This is a genomic window from Blastococcus sp. OS1-29 (assembly GCF_057628075.1).
In genome coordinates this window covers 339,127-359,036 of the sequence record NZ_JBXXJK010000001.1, presented here as the reverse complement: position 1 = coordinate 359,036, position 19,910 = coordinate 339,127, and the positions used below count along the sequence as shown (strand labels likewise).

The 19,910-nt window shown below is 72.9% G+C and carries 19 protein-coding genes, 1 tRNA gene and 1 pseudogene; 4 read left to right on the top strand and 17 right to left on the bottom strand.

The window, feature by feature from the left end:
* Positions 1 to 8 precede the first annotated feature (8 nt).
* From AC2H4J_RS01770 to dacB, 10 genes are all read right to left on the bottom strand, one after another.
* A complete protein-coding gene (locus AC2H4J_RS01770) occupies positions 9 to 524 on the bottom strand; it encodes a DUF3180 domain-containing protein (protein ID WP_487463104.1) in 516 nt (171 codons plus the stop codon).
* Positions 521 to 1,027, bottom strand: a complete 507-nt coding sequence (gene folK / locus AC2H4J_RS01765) for a 2-amino-4-hydroxy-6-hydroxymethyldihydropteridine diphosphokinase (RefSeq protein WP_487463103.1) — start codon at positions 1,025 to 1,027, stop codon at positions 521 to 523. The genes AC2H4J_RS01770 and folK overlap by 4 nt, the downstream gene beginning before the upstream one ends.
* Entirely contained in the window at positions 1,024 to 1,404 is a 381-nt protein-coding gene (gene folB, locus AC2H4J_RS01760; RefSeq protein ID WP_487463102.1) for a dihydroneopterin aldolase, read from the bottom strand. Before folB ends, folK begins: the two co-directional genes overlap by 4 nt.
* Complete coding sequence (gene folP / locus AC2H4J_RS01755) at positions 1,397 to 2,248, bottom strand: dihydropteroate synthase (protein ID WP_487463101.1); 852 nt, start codon at positions 2,246 to 2,248, stop codon at positions 1,397 to 1,399. Before folP ends, folB begins: the two co-directional genes overlap by 8 nt.
* Positions 2,245 to 2,844, bottom strand: a complete 600-nt coding sequence (folE, locus tag AC2H4J_RS01750) for a GTP cyclohydrolase I FolE (RefSeq protein ID WP_487463100.1) — start codon at positions 2,842 to 2,844, stop codon at positions 2,245 to 2,247. The genes folP and folE overlap by 4 nt, the downstream gene beginning before the upstream one ends.
* Complete coding sequence (ftsH, locus tag AC2H4J_RS01745; RefSeq protein ID WP_487463099.1) at positions 2,841 to 4,829, bottom strand: ATP-dependent zinc metalloprotease FtsH; 1,989 nt, start codon at positions 4,827 to 4,829, stop codon at positions 2,841 to 2,843. The genes folE and ftsH overlap by 4 nt, the downstream gene beginning before the upstream one ends.
* A 186-nt stretch (positions 4,830 to 5,015) precedes the next feature.
* Complete coding sequence (gene hpt / locus AC2H4J_RS01740; RefSeq protein ID WP_487463098.1) at positions 5,016 to 5,600, bottom strand: hypoxanthine phosphoribosyltransferase; 585 nt, start codon at positions 5,598 to 5,600, stop codon at positions 5,016 to 5,018.
* Positions 5,597 to 6,598 carry a tRNA lysidine(34) synthetase TilS gene (gene tilS / locus AC2H4J_RS01735; protein ID WP_487463097.1) on the bottom strand — a complete coding sequence of 334 codons (1,002 nt, stop codon included), beginning with the start codon at positions 6,596 to 6,598 and terminating at the stop codon, positions 5,597 to 5,599. The genes hpt and tilS overlap by 4 nt, the downstream gene beginning before the upstream one ends.
* Positions 6,599 to 6,605: 7 nt before the next feature.
* Positions 6,606 to 7,688 carry a zinc-dependent metalloprotease gene (locus tag AC2H4J_RS01730; protein WP_487463096.1) on the bottom strand — a complete coding sequence of 361 codons (1,083 nt, stop codon included), beginning with the start codon at positions 7,686 to 7,688 and terminating at the stop codon, positions 6,606 to 6,608.
* Between the two features lie 118 nt (positions 7,689 to 7,806).
* Positions 7,807 to 9,231 (bottom strand): D-alanyl-D-alanine carboxypeptidase/D-alanyl-D-alanine endopeptidase, encoded by a 1,425-nt coding sequence (gene dacB, locus AC2H4J_RS01725; protein ID WP_487463095.1) that lies wholly within the window; start codon positions 9,229 to 9,231, stop codon positions 7,807 to 7,809.
* 57 nt (positions 9,232 to 9,288) lie between these two features.
* Here dacB and AC2H4J_RS01720 point away from each other — a divergent pair, with 57 nt between their 5' ends.
* Complete coding sequence (locus AC2H4J_RS01720; protein ID WP_487463094.1) at positions 9,289 to 9,783, top strand: inorganic diphosphatase; 495 nt, start codon at positions 9,289 to 9,291, stop codon at positions 9,781 to 9,783.
* Between the two features lie 52 nt (positions 9,784 to 9,835).
* Here the strand turns inward: AC2H4J_RS01720 and AC2H4J_RS01715 are convergent, their stop codons facing one another.
* On the bottom strand, positions 9,836 to 11,782 hold the full coding sequence (locus AC2H4J_RS01715; protein WP_487463093.1) for a heavy metal translocating P-type ATPase: 1,947 nt from the start codon (positions 11,780 to 11,782) through the stop codon (positions 9,836 to 9,838).
* A 67-nt stretch (positions 11,783 to 11,849) separates the two neighbouring features.
* Between AC2H4J_RS01715 and AC2H4J_RS01710 the strand changes: the two genes are divergently transcribed.
* A complete protein-coding gene (locus AC2H4J_RS01710) occupies positions 11,850 to 12,212 on the top strand; it encodes an ArsR/SmtB family transcription factor (protein WP_487463092.1) in 363 nt (120 codons plus the stop codon).
* Positions 12,213 to 12,625: 413 nt separating this feature from the next.
* Here the strand turns inward: AC2H4J_RS01710 and AC2H4J_RS01705 are convergent, their stop codons facing one another.
* Positions 12,626 to 12,922, bottom strand: a complete 297-nt coding sequence (locus AC2H4J_RS01705; protein ID WP_487463091.1) for a hypothetical protein — start codon at positions 12,920 to 12,922, stop codon at positions 12,626 to 12,628.
* 188 nt (positions 12,923 to 13,110) lie between these two features.
* On the opposite strand from AC2H4J_RS01705, the pseudogene AC2H4J_RS01700 reads away from it, so the two are divergent.
* A pseudogene (locus AC2H4J_RS01700) lies at positions 13,111 to 13,698 on the top strand (helix-turn-helix domain-containing protein); the annotation flags it as partial.
* A 27-nt stretch (positions 13,699 to 13,725) separates the two neighbouring features.
* Here the strand turns inward: AC2H4J_RS01700 and AC2H4J_RS01695 are convergent.
* From AC2H4J_RS01695 to tmk, 5 genes are all read right to left on the bottom strand, one after another.
* Positions 13,726 to 14,436 carry a hypothetical protein gene (locus AC2H4J_RS01695; RefSeq protein WP_487463090.1) on the bottom strand — a complete coding sequence of 237 codons (711 nt, stop codon included), beginning with the start codon at positions 14,434 to 14,436 and terminating at the stop codon, positions 13,726 to 13,728.
* Between the two features lie 279 nt (positions 14,437 to 14,715).
* Entirely contained in the window at positions 14,716 to 15,054 is a 339-nt protein-coding gene (locus AC2H4J_RS01690) for a hypothetical protein (protein WP_487463089.1), read from the bottom strand.
* Between the two features lie 399 nt (positions 15,055 to 15,453).
* Positions 15,454 to 15,526, bottom strand: a tRNA-Thr gene (locus AC2H4J_RS01685).
* A 107-nt stretch (positions 15,527 to 15,633) separates the two neighbouring features.
* Entirely contained in the window at positions 15,634 to 16,803 is a 1,170-nt protein-coding gene (locus AC2H4J_RS01680) for a DNA polymerase III subunit delta' (protein ID WP_487463088.1), read from the bottom strand.
* Positions 16,800 to 18,896: a dTMP kinase gene (gene tmk / locus AC2H4J_RS01675; RefSeq protein ID WP_487463087.1), complete on the bottom strand. Its 2,097-nt coding sequence runs from the start codon at positions 18,894 to 18,896 to the stop codon at positions 16,800 to 16,802. Before tmk ends, AC2H4J_RS01680 begins: the two co-directional genes overlap by 4 nt.
* A gap of 204 nt (positions 18,897 to 19,100) precedes the next feature.
* Here tmk and AC2H4J_RS01670 point away from each other — a divergent pair, with 204 nt between their 5' ends.
* Positions 19,101 to 19,910, top strand: coding sequence for a trans-aconitate 2-methyltransferase (locus tag AC2H4J_RS01670; protein ID WP_487463086.1), 810 nt, complete (start codon positions 19,101 to 19,103; stop codon positions 19,908 to 19,910).

Here is a 19,910-nt window from a genome sequence, read left to right as displayed (position 1 = left end):
GGCTCGGACTAGGCGCTGACGCCCTGCGTGGGGTCGTGGTCCTCCGGGGGCACGCGACACACCGATTCCAGCCACAGGCCGGCGGCCACGACTCCCGCCGACCCGACGACGCCGAGAGCCGAGGTGATGGTGTCCTGGCCCGCGGTCTGGAGCCGATGGACCGCCGGGCCGACGTGCAGCAGCACCCCGATCCAGATGCCGGCGAAGACCGAGCCGACGTAGGCACTGGCCTGGGCCAGCACCGCCAGGCGGGCGACCATCAGGGGCTCGACCGGGCGGACCAGTTTGGTCGGGGGCCGGGCGTCCGCCCGGTCGCGCGCGGCGCGTGCCTCGCGCAGGTCCGCGAGGCGGCTGCGCAGCGTGCGGGCACCGAGGGCCTCCGCGATCGCGAGGACGACCAGCGGGGTCGGCAGCCACCAGTCCAGCGGCGGCAGCTGCTGGTAGAAGGCGCGCACCAGCAGCCAGGTCGCGACGGCGAGACCGGCGGCCAGGACGACGAGGTCGCGGCGATGGACCGGCTTCAATGCAGGTGGTCCCAGCGGTTGACCGCCAGCAGGTCGTCGGTGGGCAGGGCGTCGAGGAGGTCTGCCACCCGTCCCTTGCCGGGCAGCACGGCGCCCGGCTCCAGCGCCGCCCACGGCAGCAGGACGAACGCCCGCTCGTGGGCGTAGGGATGCGGCAGGGTCAGCCTCGGGTCGTCGGACAGCACCGGCGTCCCGTCGTCCTCGGTGACGGTGACGATGTCGACGTCGAGCGTGCGCGGCCCCCAGTGCAGCTCGCGCGTGCGGCCGGCGGCCTGCTCGAGCTGGTGCGCGCGGACCAGCCAGCCGGCAGCGTCGAGCGGGCCGGAGACCACGACGACCGCGTTGAGGAACGGCGGCTGTTCGACCGGCCCCCAGGGCGGGGTCTCGTAGAGCGTCGAGCGGGCGACCAGCACCCCGTCGTCCTTGAGTGCCGCGATCGCCGTGCGGATGGTCCCCGCCCGGTCCCCCAGGTTCGCGCCCAGTGACAGGACCGCCCGCGTCACGGCCGGACCCTGCGGATGGAGACGGTGACGTCGTCGAACGGCACGCCCAGCTCGGCCTGCGGCTTGTGCAGGGTGATGTCGACGGCGTCGACGAGCGGGTCGGCCAGGCAGACGTCGGCCAGTTGCTGCGCGAGGGTCTCGAGGAGGTTGACCGGCTCGCCGGTGAGGACGGCGTGCAACTTCTGGGCCAGATCGGCGTAGTTGACGGTCTTCTCCAGGTCGTCGCCGGCGGCCGCGGCGCGCATGTCGACCTCGAGGACGGCGTCCACGGAGAACAGCTGCCCGCGCTCCCGCTCGAAGGCGTAGACGCCGTGGTGCGCGTGGGCGCGGACGCCACGCAGCGCGATCCGGTCGGGTGCCGGGTGCCGCTCAGCCACGAACGCTTCCCCCTGCGGCCCGCACGGCCTCGACCGTTCTGATCGCGTCGACCGAGGCGCCCGCGTCGTGCACCCGCACGGCCCAGGCGCCGGCCTGGGCGGCCAGCACGGTCGTGGCCAACGTCGCGTCGTCGCGCAGCTCGGCCGGCCGGACGGCGCCGTCGGCACCGGCCAGCAGCCGGCCGAGGAAGGTCTTGCGCGACGCCCCGACCAGCACCGGCAGCCCGAGCCCGACCAGCCGGTCGAGGCCGGCCAGCAGCGCCCAGTTGTGCTCGGCGTTCTTCGCGAAGCCGAGGCCGGGGTCGAGCACGAGCTGCTCGGGTGCCACACCGGCCGCCACGACGTCCTCGACGCGGGCCATCAGCTCGGCGCACACCTCGGTGACGACGTCGCCGTACTGGGCCGCCGCGTACATCTCCCGGCTGTGGCCGCGCCAGTGCATCAGGACCCACGGGACACCGGCGTCGGCGACCAGGTCCGCCATGTTCTTGTCGGCGAGGCCGCCGCTCACGTCGTTGACCAGGGTCGCGCCGGCCGCGATCGCCGCCTCGGCCACCTCGGCGCGGGTGGTGTCGACGCTGGTGCGCACGCCCGCGGCAGAGAGCTCGGCGATCACCGGCAGCACCCGTCGGCTCTCCTCCTCAGCGTCCACCCGGTCGGCGCCCGGCCGGGTCGACTCCCCACCGACGTCGACGTAGTCGGCCCCGGCGGCGTGCATCTGCAGGCCGTGGGCAACCGCCGAGGGGGTGTCGTCGAAGCAGCCGCCGTCGGAGAACGAGTCCGGGGTGACGTTGAGGACGCCCATCACGATGCAGCGGCCCGGCCGTGGCAGCGGGACGTTCACCGGCCGAGCACCAGGCTCATCGCCTCGCTCCGGGTCGCGGCGCTGTCCCGGAACATCCCGCGCACGGCAGAGGTCACCGTGGTGGCGCCCGGCTTGCGGATGCCCCGCATCGCCATGCAGAGGTGCTCGGCCTCGATGACCACGAGGACGCCGCGCGGCTTGAGCACCTCGTTCAGCGCATCGGCGATCTGGCCGGTCATCCGTTCCTGGACCTGCGGCCGGCGCGCGTAGACGTCGACCAGCCGGGCCAGCTTCGACAGGCCGGTGACGCGGCCGTCCTCGCCGGGGATGTAACCGATGTGCGCGACGCCGTGGAAGGGGACCAGGTGGTGCTCGCAGGTCGAGTACATCGGGATGTCCTTGACCAGCACGAGCTCGTCGTGGTTCTCGTCGAACGTCGTCGACAGGATCTCGTAGGGGTCCTGAGCGAGGCCGGCGAAGATCTCGGCGTAGGCACGGGCGACGCGCCCCGGGGTGTCCTGCAGCCCGGGACGGTCGGGGTCCTCGCCCACGGCGAGCAGCAGTTCCCGGACCGCAGCGGCGGCGCGCGCCTCGTCGATCGGCCCGCCGGCGGGCGGAGCGGTCCCCGCGCTCATCGCTGGGCGGGGGCTCCGACGTCCCCGACCGGGGTGGTGTGCCCGTTGACCGAGCCGCCGTTCTGGGCGGCCCGCTCGGCGGGGGTCTCCACGGGCGGCTGGTCGGACGGCGTCCGCTTGCCGAAGCCGTTGTACGGGGCGAGCGAGGGCCGCTTGACGACCGGCGCGCAGATCCGCGCCATGTCCTCCTTGGAGAGGGTCTCCTTCTCCATCAACTCGAGGACCAGGTTGTCCAGCACCGGCCGGTACTCGACCAGGATCTCCCAGGCCTCGTCGTGCGCGGCCTCGATCAGCGCCCGGATCTCGGCGTCGATGTCGGCGGCGACCGCCTCGGAGTAGTCCGGCCGGGAGCCCATGTCGCGGCCCAGGAACGGCTCGGCGTCCGTGCTGCCGTACTTCACCGCGCCGAGCTTGGCGCTCATGCCGTACTGGGTGACCATCGCGCGGGCCATCGACGTGGCCTTCTCGATGTCGTTCCCGGCGCCGGTGGTGGGCTCGTGGAAGACCAGTTCCTCGGCCGCGCGCCCGCCCAGGGCGTAGGCCAGGGTGTCGATCATCTCCGACCGGGTCTGGGTGTACTTGTCCTCGGTCGGCAGCACGAGCGTGTGCCCGAGCGAGCGGCCGCGCGGCAGGATCGTCACCTTGTGCACCGGGTCCAGGTTGGGCAGTGCGTGCGCCACCAGGGCGTGGCCGCCCTCGTGGTAGGCGGTGACCTTCTTCTCCTTCTCGCTCATCGCGCGCGTCTTCCGCTCGGGGCCGGCGATGACGCGGTCGATCGCCTCCTCGAGCGTGGAGTCGTTGATCAGCGAGCCGTTGTGCCGGGCGGTGAGCAGCGCGGCCTCGTTGAGCACGTTGGCGAGATCGGCGCCGGTGAAGCCGGGCGTCCGTCGGGCCACGGTCTCCAGATCGACGTCCGGCGCGAGCGGCTTGCCCTTCGCGTGGACGGCGAGGATGGCCTTGCGGCCGAGCAGGTCGGGCCGGTCGACCGCGATCTGCCGGTCGAAGCGGCCGGGCCGCAGCAGCGCCGGGTCGAGGATGTCGGGCCGGTTCGTCGCGGCGATCATGATCACGCCGCCCTTGACGTCGAAGCCGTCCATCTCGACGAGCATCTGGTTGAGCGTCTGCTCGCGCTCGTCGTGGCCGCCGCCCATGCCGGCGCCACGGTGGCGGCCGACGGCGTCGATCTCGTCGACGAAGATGATCGCGGGCGCGTTCTGCTTGGCCTGCTCGAACAGGTCGCGGACGCGGCTGGCGCCGACGCCGACGAACATCTCGACGAAGTCCGAGCCGGAGATCGAGAAGAACGGCACCCCGGCCTCGCCGGCGACCGCGCGGGCGAGCAGCGTCTTGCCGGTTCCGGGCGGGCCGAACAGCAGCACGCCCTTGGGGATCTTCGCGCCGACGGCCTGGAACTTGACCGGGTTCTGCAGGAAGTCCTTGATCTCGTGCAGTTCCTCGACGGCCTCGTCGGCGCCCGCGACGTCCGCGAACGTCGTCTTCGGGGTGTCCTTGGTGACCTGCTTGGCCTTGGACTTGCCGAACTGCATGACGCCGCGGCCGCCGCCCTGCATGGAGTTGAACAGCCAGAACAGCAGCAGGAGGAGGACGAGGAACGGCAGGAAGCTCACCAGGAGGCTGACCAGCAGACTGTCCTGGGTGACGTTGGTGTCGAACTTGACGCCGTCACTGCCCTGCGCCGTGCCCGAGACGATCCCGAAGATGTCGTTGGACGCGCCGAGGGGGTAGGAGGCGGTGACCTTGTCGCTGCCCTCGACCGGCTTCTTCAGCTCGAGGTCGAGGGTCTGCTCCTTGTCGTTGATCGTGGCCGACGCCACGTTGCCGTCCTGGAACTGGGCGAGCGCCGTGGAGGTCGAGACCTCCTTGAAGCCACCCTTGCCGGTGAACAGCGTGGAGAACGTGAGGGCCACGAGGACGACGACGACGACCCAGAACCACACGGAGCGAAAGATCTTCTTACGTTCCATACACCGATGCCGGGCGCCGGGAGACCCGGTCGGCCCGTCCACCCTCCTGATCGTCCGGGGACGCCGCCTGCGACTGGGGCGAGCACCCCGGCGCTGGGTGCAGCGTCGTCACGATCGACGGTACACCGGGGCGCCTGTGCAACCGCTGGATGCGGGCTCGGAATGCCCCGGATGGGGAGGGCCGCCCTACGCGTACACCTCGGGCTTGAGCGTGGCGACGTACGGCAGGTCGCGGTAGCGCTCGGCGTAGTCCAGCCCGTAGCCGATGACGAACTCGTTCGGGATGTCGAACCCGATGTACTTCACCGGGACGTCGACCTTAACCGCGTCGGGCTTGCGCAGCAGGGCGCACACCTCCAGCGACGCCGGGGCGCGGCCGCCCAGGTTCTTCAGCAGCCAGGACAGCGTCAGGCCCGAGTCGATGATGTCCTCGAGCACCAGCACGTGCTTGCCGGTGATGTCGCGGTCGAGGTCCTTGAGGATCCGGACGACGCCCGAGGAGCTGGTGGCCGAGCCGTAGGAGGAGACCGCCATGAACTCCATCTGCGTCGGCAGCTGGAGGGCGCGCGCGAAGTCGCTCATGAACAGCACCGCCCCCTTCAGGACGCCCACCAGCAGGACCTCCCGGCCGGCGTAGTCGGTGGCGATCTGCTCGGCGAGCTCCGCGATCTTGGCCTGGATCTGCTCCTCGGTCAGGAGGACGTGGTCGATGTCCGGGCCGTAGCCGTGGTCGGGACCCAGGGCCCCGGACTTGGTCGCAGGCTCGATCACGGAACAGGCTCCTCGGGGTCGGGTGCAGCGGGCGGCCCATCGTGCGCGGGCACCACGGTCAGGGTGCCAGACGTCCGGACGACGCCGGCGCCGCCCGGTAGGTCGACCCGGCCCTGCCCGTGCCAGCCGGTGAGCAGCGCGTCGACCGCGGCCAGGTGCACCGCCTGCAGATCGGGGACGGCGGCGGCGCGGAGCCAGCCGCGGAGCACCCGGCGGCGCAGCGCATCGGGCAGGGCTGCGACGTCCGCCGCGGGCAGTCCGACCTCACCGGCCAGCCGGTCGAGCTCCGCGGCCGCGAGGGCGTCGAGCAGGTCGAGGTCCTCCCGCAGCAGCGCGGCGGTGCGGGCCAGCGCCGGCGCCACCCCGCCGCCGAGGATCTCCTCGAGCAGCGGCAGCGCCTCGGTGCGCAGCCGCACCCGCGTGTAGGCCGGGTCGTCGTTCCACGGGTCGTCCCACACCGGCAGCTCCAGTGCGGCGCAGGCGGCGCGCGTCGTGGCCCGCCGGATGCCGAGCAGGGGCCGCCAGAACGGCGGGTTCCGCGCGACCATCCCGGCGACCGAGCGGGAACCCGAACCGCGGCCCAGACCCAGGAGGACGGTCTCGGCCTGATCGTCGAGGGTGTGGCCGAGGGCGATGCGGGCGCCGTGCCGGGCGGCCGCGGACCGCAGGGCCCGGTACCGCGCGGTCCGGGCGGCCGCCTCGGGTCCGCCGTCGGTACCGACCTCGACGCGGACGACGTCGACCGGCTGGAGGCCGAGGTTGCGCAGCAGACCGGCGGTGGCATCGGCCCGGGCAGCGGAACCCGGCTGAAGGCCGTGGTCGACGGTGACCGCCCCCGCGGGAACGCCGGCCCGCGGCGCCTCGAAGGCGATGGCCGCGGCGAGGGCGAGGGAGTCCGCTCCCCCGCTGCAGGCGACCAGCACCGGCTCGTCCGAGGCGGTCAGCGCGGGGCGGACGGCGCTGCGGAGCTGTGCGACCGCCGGGTGCGGGCCGGCCACGTCGCGGCTAGGCCGGGATGGCCGGGCGGCCGTGCACCCGCTCCACCCAGCGCTCGGGGGCGGTCAGCTCCTCGAGGAGCGGCAGGTTCTGCGGCCCCTCCCACACGCGGTTGAAGCCCTCCATGCCGACGAGGTCGACCACCCCGCCGACGAAGACCCGCCCCTCCGCGTACTGCTTCATCTTCTGCTCGAGGCCGAGGAGGCGGCGGAGGACCCGGTCCAGCGGTCCGCGGCCCTTGCGCCGCTGGGCGAACCGCTTGCGCAGCGTCTTCACCGTGGGCACGACGTCGGGGCCGACGCCGTCCATGACGTACTCGGCGTGCCCCTCGACGAGGCTCATCACCGCCGTGACCCGATCCAGGACGGCGCGCTGCGCCGGATCCTTGATCAGCGCCATGAGGCCCTCGGAGTTCTCGTCGCTGCCACGGATCGCGTCGGCGACACCGCGCAGGACGTCCTGGAGGCGCTCGCGCAGCACGTCGGCGGAGAGGTCGGTGGCCTCGACGAACTTCGCGATCTCGGACTCGAGGTGCGGCTTGAGCCAGGGGACGGCGGTGAACTGCAGCTGGTGGGTGGCCTCGTGCAGGCAGACCCAGAGCCGGAAGTCGGCCGGGTCGACACCGAGCTTGCGCTCGGCCGCGACGATGTTCGGCGCGACCAGCAGCAGCCGGCCGCCGGTGCCGAAGATCTCGTACTGCCCGAGGACGCGGGAGGAGAGGAAGGCGAGCAGCCCACCGGCCTGGACGCCGGTCGCGCGCGAGCCGATGGCGGTGGCCAGCGGTCCCGGGCGGCTGTCCTGCTTCTCGGTCAGCGCCTCGACGAGGGGGTCCAGCAGCGCGGCCATGCCGCTGGCATTGGAGTCGACCCACGCCGGCCGGTCGACCACCGCGACCTCGGGTGTGGGCCCGTCGGCGACCGGCCGCATGCCGGTGAGCTTCTCGACGTGGGCGTGGGCGACGGCGGCCGCCTCGTGCAGTTCGCGGACGACGTCGGCGGCCTCCTCGCGGGTGGTCGACGGTCCGGAGCTGATCAGCTTCCGGGCCGTCCGTCCGGCCAGGTCCCAGTCGACCATCGAGGAGGCGCTCGTCATTGCCTCACGTTAGGCCCTCCTGCAGGGTCCCGCCGCCGGCCTCGTCCCGGGCACCGCCCTGAGCTCTACGAAGGGTGGGGAGGACGAGGCCTTCACCGGCGGGGCCGGAAGGGTCCTGTCAACGGCACCCGCATCCGGCCAGCGCTGCCGCGAACTGGTCGAGGGCGGCCTCGGCGGCAGCGTCGCTGCCCGAGCCGTCGGCCACCACCGCGAAGGCCAGCAGCCGGCCGTCGACGGTGAGCACCGTGCCGGCCAGCGCATGGACCCCCAGGAGGGTCCCCGTCTTCGCCCGGACGGTGCCCGGCGCCGTCTCGGCGTCGCCGCGGTCGAACAGCGTGCCGTCGTACCCGGCCACCGGCAGGCCCGAGAGGATCGCCGAGGTTCCCCGCAGGCTGTCGTCGGCGGCCCCACGCACGACCGCGGTCAGCACCGAGGCGGGAACGCGGTCGTCACGGGAGAGGCCGCTGCCATCCTTGAGGGTCACGCCGGTCGTGTCGATCTTGGCGTCGGTGAGCGCGCCGATGACCGCCTGCGCCGCGCCGTCGAAGCTCGCCGGGAGCTTGCGCGCGATCGCGACCTGACGGGCGAGCGCCTCGGCCAGCATGTTGTCCGACATGGACAGCGCCTGCTCCACCAGCCGGGAGATCGGCGCGGAGTGCACGGTGGCGAGCGTCTTCGCACCGGCCGGGGCCTCACCGAGGACGACGGCTGCCCCGCGGGCGCCGAGGGCGTCGGCGAGCGCCGCGCCGGCGTCGATGCCCGGCTGGCCGCTGCGCGCGGTGGACCCGGGGCTGACCCGAGCGCCGTCGACGGCGGTCGCGGTGACCGGGGCGGCGTAGCTGGACGGCGCGTCCGCGGCGCCCCAGCCGCTGGCCGTGAGCGGACCGCTGAACAGCGAGCTGTCGACGACGATCCTGGTCACCGGGGTCCCCGCCGGCATCGCCGCGAGGACCTGGGTCGCGAGATCGGCGACGGTGGGCGCACCCGGGTACGTCTGCGACGGGGCCGTGCGCGAGAGGGTGACGTCGCCACCGCCGACCAGGACGACCTCGCCCGGCGACGACCCCGCGACCACCGTGGTCTCGAGGGTGTCGGACGGGTCGAGGGTGGTCAGCGCGGCGGCGGCGGTGAGCAGCTTCGCCGTCGATGCAGGCGTGGCGGGGTCGCTCGCGTCGAGATCGAGCAGGACGTCCTTGGTGGCGACGTCGACCACCTCGGCGGAGACGCCGGTGCCGAGACCGGCCGCGGTGAGCAGCGGGGTCAACCGGCTGGTGAGCGCCTCCTTCGTGGGCTCGGGCGCGTCCTTGCTGAGGGCGGCCAGGACCGGCGTCGGGTTCCCGAGCTGGGGAAGCTTCGCCTCGGGCACGGCCACGGCGTCGTTCGCGCTGCCGGAACCGCCACCCTCGGCGAGCAGCACGCCGAGGCCGACCACGCCGGCGATGAGCAGCAGCACGAGGCCGATGACACCCATCGCGAGCCGTCGCCGGAACCGTCCGGTCTTCGCCTTGACGATCGTCGAACCACTCGACGCGATGGTGCCCACCCCCCAAAGGGCGACCTCCGCTGATCGCGCGGGGCCGCCGTAGTCCAGACTAGGCGGGTGCAGTTCGACGTGACGGTAGAAATCCCGAAGGGCCAGCGGAACAAGTACGAGCTGGACCATGCCACCGGACGCATCCGCTTGGACCGGATGCTGTTCACCTCCACCCGCTATCCGGCGGACTACGGGTACATCGAGAACACCCTGGGGCAGGACGGCGACCCGCTGGACGCGCTGGTGCTGCTCGAGGAGCCGACGTTCCCGGGATGCCTGATCACGTGCCGCGCCATCGGCATGTTCCGGATGACGGATGAGAAGGGCGGGGACGACAAGGTCCTCACCGTTCCCGCGACGGACCCCCGCATGGCGCACTTCCAGGACATCAACGACGTCTCGGAGTTCGACCGGCTGGAGATCCAGCACTTCTTCGAGACCTACAAGGACCTCGAGCCCGGCAAGTCCGTCGAGGGTGCCGAGTGGGTCGGCCGCGAGGCGGCCGAGGCGGAGATCCTCGCCTCGCTGGAGCGCGCGAAGAACGAGCCCCAGCACCACTGAGGAAGGCCCCCCGCTCGCACGCTCGCAGCGGGCCCCTGCAGGGGCCCTTCGGTCACCTCGCGGTCCACTCCGAGCGCCGGAGGAGCCGCAGGCCGTTCAGTGCCACGAGGATGGTCGAGCCCTCGTGGCCGGCGACGCCGAGCGGCAGCGGGAGGTGGCCGACCAGGTCCCAGGTGACGAGGACCGCGATCACGGTGGCCGCCACGATCAGGTTCTGCACGACCAGCCGTCGGGCGCGACGGGACAGCCGGACGACGGCCGGGAGCGTGCGGAGGTCGTCGCGGACGATGACGACGTCGGCGGTGGACAGTGCGAGATCGGAGCCGATCCCGCCCATGGCGACGCCGATGTCCGCGGTGGCCAGTGCCGGAGCGTCGTTGATCCCGTCGCCGACCAGCAGCACCCGGTGGCCGTCGTCCTGAAGTGCCCGGACGGCGTCGACCTTGTCCCGCGGCAGCAGGCCGGCGTGGACGTCGGTCAGGCCCACGTGCGTGGCGAGCGCTCCGGCGGCACGGGCGTTGTCACCGGTGAGCAGCACCGGCTCGCGGTCCGTGCATTCGCGGAGGTCTGCGACCGCCTGCCGCGCCTCGGCCCGGACGTGGTCGGAGAGCGCGAGGACACCGATCGGCCGGCCGTCCAGCTCGACCACGATCGCGGTGCGGCCCGCTTCCTGCTCCCCTTCGACGATCGCCGCGATCGCGCTGGCGCCATCGGCCGCGGAGGCGGGCGAGCCGACACGGACCGATCGCCCGTCGACGGTGGCCGTGACGCCGGAGCCGACCGCTGCCGAGAAGCCGCTGACCGGCAGCAGCACCAGGCCGCGATCCCGCGCGGCCGTGACGACCGCCCGGCCCAGCGGGTGCTCGCTCGGCGACTCCGCCGAGGCGGCGATGCGGAGCAGCTCCTCGTCGTCACACGGACCGCCGGGGACCGCACGGACGGCGACCACGGTGGGCACGCCGCGCGTCACGGTGCCGGTCTTGTCGAGCGCGACCACGGACGCCGTCCCGAGGCGCTCCATGACGACCGCGGACTTGACCAGCACACCGTGGCGGCTCGCGTTCGCGATCGCCGACAGCAGCGGCGGCATCGTGGCCAGCACCACCGCGCACGGGGAGGCGACGATCATGAAGGTCATCGCGCGCAGCAGCGCGCGCTGCAGGTCGTCGCCCGCGAGCAGCGGGATCGCGAAGATGGCCAGCGTCGCGACCACCACGCCCACTGAGTAGCGCTGTTCGACCTTCTCGATGAACAGCTGGGTGCGCGCCTTCGTGGCGCTGGCCTCCTCGACCATCGACGAGATCCGGGCCGCCACGCTGTCCTGCGACGCGCGGGTCACCTCGACGGTCAGCACGCCCGTGCCGTTGCTCGTGCCGGCGAAGACCTCCTCGCCCACCGTCTTGTCCACCGGCAGGGGCTCCCCGGTGATCGACGCCTGGTCGACCTCCGAGGCGCCGGCCACGACGCGGCCGTCGGCGGGGAGCGACTCCCCGGGTCGCACGAGCACGTGGTCGCCGACGACCAGGTCGGCCGCGGCGACCTCACGCTCGGTGCCGTCGTCCAGGAGCAGCGTGGCCTGCTCCGGCGCCAGCTTCGCCAGCCCGCGGACGGCGTCAGCGGTGCGCCGGGTGGCGAAGGCCTCGAGCGCTCCCGAGGTCGCGAAGATGACGATCAGCAGCGCGCCGTCGAAGATCTGGCCGATCGCCGCGGCGCCGAGCGCCGCCACGATCATCAGCAGGTCGACGTCCAGGGACTTCGCCCGCAGCGCCTGCAGACCCGCCCAGGCAGGCTCCCAGCCCCCGGCCGCGTAACAGGCCAGGTAGAGCGCCCAGGAGAGCGGTGTCGGCGCCCCGGCCAACTGCGCGAGACCGCCCAGCACGAACAGGCCCAGGGCCGACGCCGCCCAGCGCACCTCGGTCAGTGACCAGAGGATCGACGGCTGCGGTGCGGCCGGATCGGTGCGGGCGGCAGGACGGGCGCTCGTGCCCGACGTCGTCACGCGGTCGACAGTACCTGCGCAACTGCGAAGGTGCGCAGGTCCTGGTCTGGGGCGCTACCGTGAGGTCGTGCACGAGGGCATCGACGACTTCGACATGCCCGCTCCGGCGGACGTCCGTCGGGCGGCCGACGCGCTGCGGATGCTGGCCGACCCGACGCGGCTGAGCATCCTGTGGGCGCTCATGCAGGGCGAGACCTCCGTCGCCTGCCTGGCCGACCTGTCGGGTACCACCCCCACGGCCGTCAGTCAGCACCTGTCCAAGCTGCGACTGGCCGGCCTGGTGACCAACCGGCGGGAGGGGAACTTCGTCTTCTACGGCCTCGCCGACCAGCACATCGGCGAACTGGTCCGCCAGGCGCTGTCCCACGCCGACCACACGGCCGGTCGCGACGGCGCGCACACATCCGTCGGGCGGCTGCCGGCGACCTAGGCCGATGACGACGCATTGGGCCGCTGTCGGTGGTCGGTGGATATTCCGGTGACGGCACCCGTCCTGTCACCCCCGGGTCGCATCCGGAGAAGGCTGACTGCCATGACGGCGTATCCGGCGAGCGCGAGAGCGAAGCCGAGTTGATTGACGACGCCGGCTGGACTGTGCCCACCGGGGCTCAGGCCGGCGGCGTACTCCCAGATCGACATGCTGCGAACAGCAGCCGGGCGGAGATGCCGATGCTGCCCGGGACCGATCTCGCGCGCGGGCATCGAGTCGTGATGGCGCTGCAGGCGGCGGGCATCTCGGCCTCCCAGGACGCTGGAAACGGACGTGGACGCCGAGGCGTACGGATGGACCTCGGGAGGGCTCCTGCTCGGCGTCGGGCTGCGGCGCCGGGCAGGAGCGGGTGATCAGGGCGTGGCGTGCCATCCGCTGCCCTCGTCGAGTCCGTGGATCGGCCAGGTCATGACGATCTCTGGCTCGGTGGTGATCCCGGCTGCGGCTTCGAGGTAGCGGGTGGAGCCGTAGAAGGCGTCGGCCGCCTCGCGGGTCTCCCACACCTCGACCACGCGGTATCCGGACTCGACCGGGCCGCCGGCGTGGAACAGAGCTCCGGCTGGGGTGCCGTTCTCGTTGACCTTCTTGACCACCGTCTCGTACTGCTCCGGGGTCAGGTCGGGGATGTGCGCGAGCATCGCGAATGCCATGGGTCCCTCCGGGGGTTGTCGTGGCGGTCTGTCTGAGTGGGCGCCCTGGATCGGACCGTAGGCAGGCATGTCGGAGGGCACCAGGAACAAGCGGCGGCACAGTCAGCGGCACAGATTCGGCTACCGCTGATCCCGGGACTGACTAGCATCGCGATCCACACGGCCCCGGTTCGGGCGGACGGCGAGCGATGAGAACTGCAGCAGCCGACCAGGCGTGCTTCGGGCAGCTTCTTCGTGAGCATCGACTGGCCAGAGCCCTCACCCAGGAGGAGTTGGCCGAGCGCGCCCAGCTCAGCATCCGGGGACTGCGCTACGTGGAGCAGGGCCTGAGGCGGCCGAATCGCGACACCGTCGACCGGCTGATCGCCGCACTGGCGCTGGATCCTCTGCAAAGCGAGGAACTCCGCGCGGCGGCGCGGCCACGCAGCCTGTCCGGAACGCGCGTGCCAGGGGCCGTCCTTCCCGTGCCCGGCGGCCCGCTGATAGGCCGTGACCAGGAGGTCGCCGCGATCACCGACCTCCTTGTGCGACCGGAGGTGCGGGTGCTGACGTTGACCGGTCCCGGCGGTGTCGGGAAGACCCGCGTGGCTCTCGAGGCGGCCTCTCGGTGGCGCCGGTCGGTCCCCGCTGAGCCGGTGTGGGTGCCGTTGAGTTCAGTCAGCGATCCTGACCTGGTCCTTCCCGCGATTGGCGCGGCGGTCGGCCTGCGCGACGCCGGTGCCGCAGCACTGCCGCAGGCACTCAGCCGCGCGCTGGAGGGCCGCCGCGCGCTGCTGCTGCTGGACAACTTCGAGCAGATCGCTTCAGCCGCCGGGGGGATTGCCGACTTGGCCCTGAAGCTGCCGCTGCTGCGGGTCCTGATCACGAGCCGGGTCGCTCTGCGCCTGCGCACGGGCCATGAGATCGCGATCGGACCACTGCCCACCCCGGGTACCCGGGATCCGGTCTCGGTGCAGGCGCTGGCCGCCAATCCCGCCGTCGACCTCTTCTTGCGCCGCGCCCAGGCGGCGCAGGCCCACTTCGCCCTCCGGCGGGCAGACGCGGCCGCCGTCGCCGCCATCTGTTGTCGACTGGAGGGCATCCCGCTGGCGCTCGAGCTTGCGGCGGCCCGGATCCCTGTCCTGCCACCGTCGGCCCTGCTGGCGCGACTCGATCATCGGCTCACCGTGCTGCGTGATGCGGCTGCAGATGCCCCCGAGCGACAGCGAACGATGCGGGCCACCATCGCCTGGAGTTACGACCTGCTCCGACCGGATGCTCAGTGGCTCTTCAGAGCGCTCGCAGTCTTCGAGGGCGGGGTCAGCCTCGCCGCTCTCGAAGCGATCCACGGACCCGGCCGCGAGTGGGAGACCGACCTGCTGGAAACCGTGGAGGAGTTGGAGCGGAACAGTCTCCTGCGGCTCGTTCCCTCTGCAACGGACGAGCCGCGCTACCGGTCGTTCGAGACGATCCGCGAGTTCGCCGACGAGCAGTTGACGGCGCTGGGCGAGCGCGACGTCCAGCGGGCACGTCATGACCGCTACTTCCTCGCCCTGGCCGAGGAGGCCGCACGCGCTGCCTTCACTCCGGCAGCGGCCCCGTGGCTGGACCGGCTCGACGACGAGCGCGAGAACCTCCGTGCAGCCCTGATGAGATCGGTGGCGGCGCGGGACGCCGAGGCGGCCCTGCGGATGGCCGCCGCCCTCTGGAGTTTCTGGTACGTCCGCGGTTACGCCGGGGAAGGTCGTGCGCACTTGGAGGCGGCGCTGGGTCTCCCGGCCGCCCTCCCGTTGCACCGCGCCCGGGCGCAGGCCCTACTCGGCGCCGGCCAGGTAGCGACGACGCAGGGCGACTACGAGCAGGCGCGCCTCTGGCTGCGCGAGAGCGTCGCGCTTTTCCGGTCCCTCGGCGACGAACCGGGGCTTGCCGAGGCGCTGCTCGCCGCGGGGTTCACCGCCCGGGTGCAGGAGGAGTCCGAGGACGCCACCGGTCTTCTGTCCGAGGCATTGGGGACGGCGCGCTCGACGGGTCACGCCTTCATCGAGGCCGCGTCGCTGCACCACCTCGGCTTGATCGCCGCGGACGTCCGGGGTGATCTGTCGGCGGCGCGACGCCTCCTCGAGGAGAGCCTGGCGCTCTATCTCCGCCTGCAACTGCCCCGATTCGTATCCCTACTTCATCTGGCCCTGGGCGACGTCGCGAGAGCGGACGTCGACCTATCCACCGCCCAGCGGTTGCTCCGGGAGAGTGTGACGCAGATGTACCGGACCGGAGAGCGGCTGGGCATCCATGGGGTGCTCGACGCGCACGCCGAACTGGCCATGGCCGAAGGTCACGTCGAACGGGCGGTGCTCCTGGCGGGGGCGGCGGAATGCCTGCGAAATCGGCAGGGGACACAGTCTTGGCCGCTCATCGCCCGTCGGCGCGAGGCGTGGCTCGCCCGGGCACGGGCGTCGCTCGGCGACGACACCTTCCGCCTCCTCTGGCGGGCAGGCGACGAGATGTCCGTCGCGGGCGCCGTGGAGCTCGCGCTGGATGAGCCGTTGGAGGAGAGCCGCCTGTCGGAATCGAACCGACGACCTTCTCATTACGAGTGAGATGCTCTACCGACTGAGCTAAGGCGGCGGACTGCCCGGACAGCCTACGACACCGCCGCGCCGGTTCTGCGGAGCGGCCCTCGTGCAGGGGCCCGCCGCGAGCCTGCGAGCGGCGCGGGGCACGGGGGTCCTTTCTCAGGCGGGCAGGCGCAGTGCGACCGTCAGCGCCTCGAGCGCGATCCGGGGCTTCACGTTCTGCTCCAGCGCCAGCCGGCACGCGAGCACCGCGTCGATCCGGCGCAGCGCCTCCTCGGCCCCGATGCGACGGGCCAGTTCCTGAGCGTCGGCCCTGCGGTCGGGGTGGTTGAGCTGCGGCACCTGGGCGGGCGCCGCGTCCAGGACGAGCGCGTCGCGGTACAGGCCGGCGAGGTCGACCAGCGCGCGGTCGAGCGAGTCGCGGCCGAGCCGGGTGGCCCGCGACTTCTGCTTGCGCTCCAGCTCCTTCAGCTGGCCCGCCCCCCGGCTCGCCGCCGCCACACCGGGGCCGCGCGCACCCACCCCGAGGCTGGCCTTCACCGCCTCGGTCTCCGCGCCGTCGAGAGCGGCTGTGGCGACGTCCGCCTCCTCCTGCGCAGCCCCGACCAGGTCGTCGGCGGCGTCCAGGCAGGCGGCGAGGGAAACCAACGACAAGGGGACGTCGAGCACCGCCTTCCGCGCCAGCCGGGCGTCCTCGTCACGCGCCAGCCGCCGGGCTCGACCGACGTGGCCACCGGCCGCCCCCGCCGACCAGGCCGCCAGCGCGGGGTCGACGCCGTCGCGGGTGATCAGGACGTCGGCGATCGCGTCCACGGGAGGGGTGCGCAGCGCGACGACACGGCAGCGGGACCGGATGGTCACCGGGACGTCGTCCGGGTGCAGGCTCGGCGCGCAGAGCATGACCACCGTGCGCGGCGGCGGCTCCTCGATCATCTTGAGCACCGCGTTGGACGCCTGCTCGGTCATCCGGTCGGCGTCCTCGACCAGGATCACCTGCCAGCGCCCCTGGGACGGCGCCCGCCCGGCGACCCGCACGAGCTCGCGCGCCTCGGCGGCGCCGATCGACAGCCCGTCCGGCACCACCACGTGCACGTCGGCGTGGGTGCCGGCGAGCACGGTCCGGCAGGCGTGGCAGGTGCCGTCGCCGCCGTCCGGGCACTGCAGCGCGGCGGCGAACGCGCGGGCGGCCACCGACCGCCCCGAACCCGGGGGCCCGGTGAACAGCCAGGCGTGCGTCATCGCCGCCGGGCTCTCGATCGCCGCCCGCAGCTCGGCGACCACCGAGGCCTGACCGACGACCTGCCCCCAGACGCCCTCGGGTGCGGTCACGGGTGCAGCTGCGGGGTCGAGCCCGTCTGGGCATGCGGATGGTGCGCGCCTTCGTGGACCCGCACCGCGGGTCCGGTCTGGGCGAGCTGCTGCAGAGGAAGGCCGGACAGCAGCTCGGCCACCCGGACACGGATGACCGCGGCGATCTCGTCGGGCGCCAGCGTGGCGTCCACGACCAGGTACCGGTCGGGATCTGCCTCGGCCAGGGCGCGGAAGGTCTGGCGCACGCGCTGGTGGAAGTCGAGCGACTCCGACTCGAGCCGGTCGGCCACCGCCCGGCCCCGCGCCCGCGCCAGGCCGACCTCGGGGGGCAGGTCGAGCAGGATCGTGAGGTCGGGCTCGAGCCCCTGGGTGGCCCAGCGGGAGAGCATCCGGACGTCGTCGAGCGGGATGGTGCGGCCGGCGCCCTGGTAGGCCAGCGAGCTGTCGACGAACCGGTCGGTGATCACGACCTCGCCGGCGTCGAGCGCCGGCCGGAGGACGTCGTGCACGTGCTGGGCGCGATCGGCGGCGTACAGCAGCGCCTCGGAGCGGGACGCGATCCCGGTGTGCGCGCGGTCCAGCACGATCGACCGGATGCCGGCCCCGGACGGCGTCGCACCCGGCTCGAAGGTCGCCCGCGCGACCAGGCCCTCGTTGGTCAGCCACTCCTGCAGCCGGCGCACCTGGGTGGACTTGCCCGCGCCCTCGCCGCCCTCGAAGGCGATGAAGACGCCGCCGCCGGCCAGCCGCCGGCGAGCCGTGGTGTCCCGCCGGAGCGCGGTCATCACGTCGGCCAGCAGCGGTACCGGCCGGCCGTCGTCCATCTGCCGGTAGGCGACGACGCCGACGCCGAGGGCGAGCAGGCCGGCGGCGAAGAGCATGACCCGTTCGCCGGTCAGGGGGACCGTGAAGATGCCGACGTCGACCTGGTGCTGCCCGATCCCGCCCACCCCGAACGGGACCAGCCCGAGGGAGAGAATCAGCGCGGCCCGCACGAGAGACTGCACGATCGCGAACGTGCGCCCGCGGATCGAGTCCTCCACCTCCGTGCCGATGAGGGTGAACCCGGCCAGGTAGGCGATGCCGGCGAAGAAGCCCATGAAGACGACGAGCAGCAGGGCGATCCACAGCGTGAACGTCCACGACAGCAGCAGCACCATGGCGCCGGCGCCCACGATCGCCAGACCGAAGATCCGCTCGCGCGCGAGGTCGCGGGCGATGCTGGGGCCGAAGGCGATGCCCGTGCCGAGGCCGACGAACACGGCGCCGAACAGCAGGCCGTAGGCCGCGTCACCGCCGCCCAGCGCGTTGACGAAGAACTGCCCGGTCGCGATGATCGCTCCCGCGGCCACGAACGCGCCGGTGATGCCGACGACCAGACCGCGCACCAGCGGGGTGTGTCCGGCGAAGGAGAAGCCGCGCTTCAGCGAGCCGAAGAAGGTCTCCTGCAGGGCCACCGGACCGGCTGCCCGGCGGCCGCTGATCGAGGGCAGGTTCCAGATGACGAACGCGGCGACGAGGAACGTCAGGGCGTTCAGGTACAGCGCCAGGTCGACCTGGTCGACGCCCGGGATGACGGCCGACAGTCGCCCGCCGACGCTGGTCAGGAGCGCGAAGACGATCGAGGCGAGCACCGGCGTCAGACCGTAGGTGGTGACCAGGGACAGCTGGTTGGCCGGCTCCAGCTGATCCTTGCGGAGCATGTTCGGGACGGCGGCCTCCTTGGCCGGGATCCAGAACAGCGTGAAGGCCTCGATCAGGAACTGTGCCACGAACAGCCAGATCAGGTTGTCGACGACCGGGATCGAGGCGAACAGCCCGAACCGGATGAGGTCGACGACCACCATCGTCTTGCGGCGGTCGAACCGGTCGGCGAAGGCGCCGGCCAGCGGGCCCAGGACGATCGCCGGGAGCAGCCGGAACAGCAGCACGCCGCCGAGCGCGAAGTTGGCCGCCGCGAACCCCCTGACCAGCGAGGTGGCGGTCGCGGTGATCGCGAGCAGGCCGAGCCAGTCGCCGAAGCTCGACAGTGCCATCGACATCCACAGCCGCCGGAAGTCACGGACCCGCAGGACCGCGCGCAACTTGGCGACCAGCCCGACGGCTCCCATGACGTCGGCAGGCGCGCCGTGCCCGTCGTCGGGCTGCGGCGCCGGTGGCGTCGTGTCGGAACGGATCGGAACTCCCGGGGGTCGGAGGAGCGGCTGTGCGTCCCTCGGCGGCCTCACGGTACCGGTCACATCCGACGACTCCGGGAGGTTTCACCCCGACGAGGACCGGGATCGGCCGACCGGTGGCCCACTAAGTTCGTCGACGTGAGTGCACCAGGCGAGTCCCGACCGCCCGGCTGGGACCCGGCCGTCTACCTCCGCTACGCCGGCGAGCGGGCCCGCCCGTTCATCGACCTGCTCAGCCGCGTGCACGCCGAGGCGCCGGCGAGCGTGGTGGATCTCGGGTGCGGGGAGGGCACGATGACCGCGACCCTGGCCGAGCGCTGGCCGGGGGCCTCGGTCACCGGCGTGGACTCCTCCCCCGAGATGCTCGCCGCGGCCGCCGTCTCCGCGATTCCCGGACGCGTCCAGTTCACCGCCGGCGACGTCCGCGAGTGGACGCCCGACGGGCCGGTCGACGTCGTCGTGAGCAACGCCGTCCTGCACTGGGTGCCGGGCCACGAGTCGCTGCTCACCCGCTGGGCCGGGTGGCTGCGACCCGGGGGCTGGCTCGCGGTCCAGGTACCCGGCAACTTCCGCGCGCCCACGCACGCACTGCTCGCCGACCTGTGCCACTCCCCGCGCTGGAACTCCCGGCTCGCGGAGGCCGCGCCCCGGCCGGACACGGTGCGCGATCCCGCCGAGTACTTCGACGTCCTGACCGCCGCCGGCCTCGCACCCGATGTGTGGGAGACGACGTACCTGCACGTGCTCCGCGGCACGGATCCGGTGCTCACCTGGGTCCGGAGCACCGTCCTGCGGCCGGTCGTCGCGCTGCTGACCGACGACGACGCGGCCGCCGAGTTCACCGCCGAGTACGCCGCGGCGCTCCGGGGCGCCTACCCGAGCCGCCCCGACGGGACGACGCTGCTGCCGTTCCGCCGGGTCTTCGCCGTCGCCACCCGCCCCTTCTGA

Coding starts and splice junctions, on each gene's coding strand:
- ftsH (WP_487463099.1), bottom strand. CDS start 4,829: ATGGAACGTAAGAAGATCTTTCGCTCCGTGTGGTTCTGGGTCGTCGTC.
- AC2H4J_RS01730 (WP_487463096.1), bottom strand. CDS start 7,688: ATGACGAGCGCCTCCTCGATGGTCGACTGGGACCTGGCCGGACGGACG.
- tmk (WP_487463087.1), bottom strand. CDS start 18,896: ATGGGAGCCGTCGGGCTGGTCGCCAAGTTGCGCGCGGTCCTGCGGGTC.
- folE (WP_487463100.1), bottom strand. CDS start 2,844: ATGAGCGCGGGGACCGCTCCGCCCGCCGGCGGGCCGATCGACGAGGCG.
- AC2H4J_RS01695 (WP_487463090.1), bottom strand. CDS start 14,436: ATGACGTGCCCGCTGGACGTCGCGCTCGCCCAGCGCCGTCAACTGCTC.
- AC2H4J_RS01705 (WP_487463091.1), bottom strand. CDS start 12,922: ATGGCATTCGCGATGCTCGCGCACATCCCCGACCTGACCCCGGAGCAG.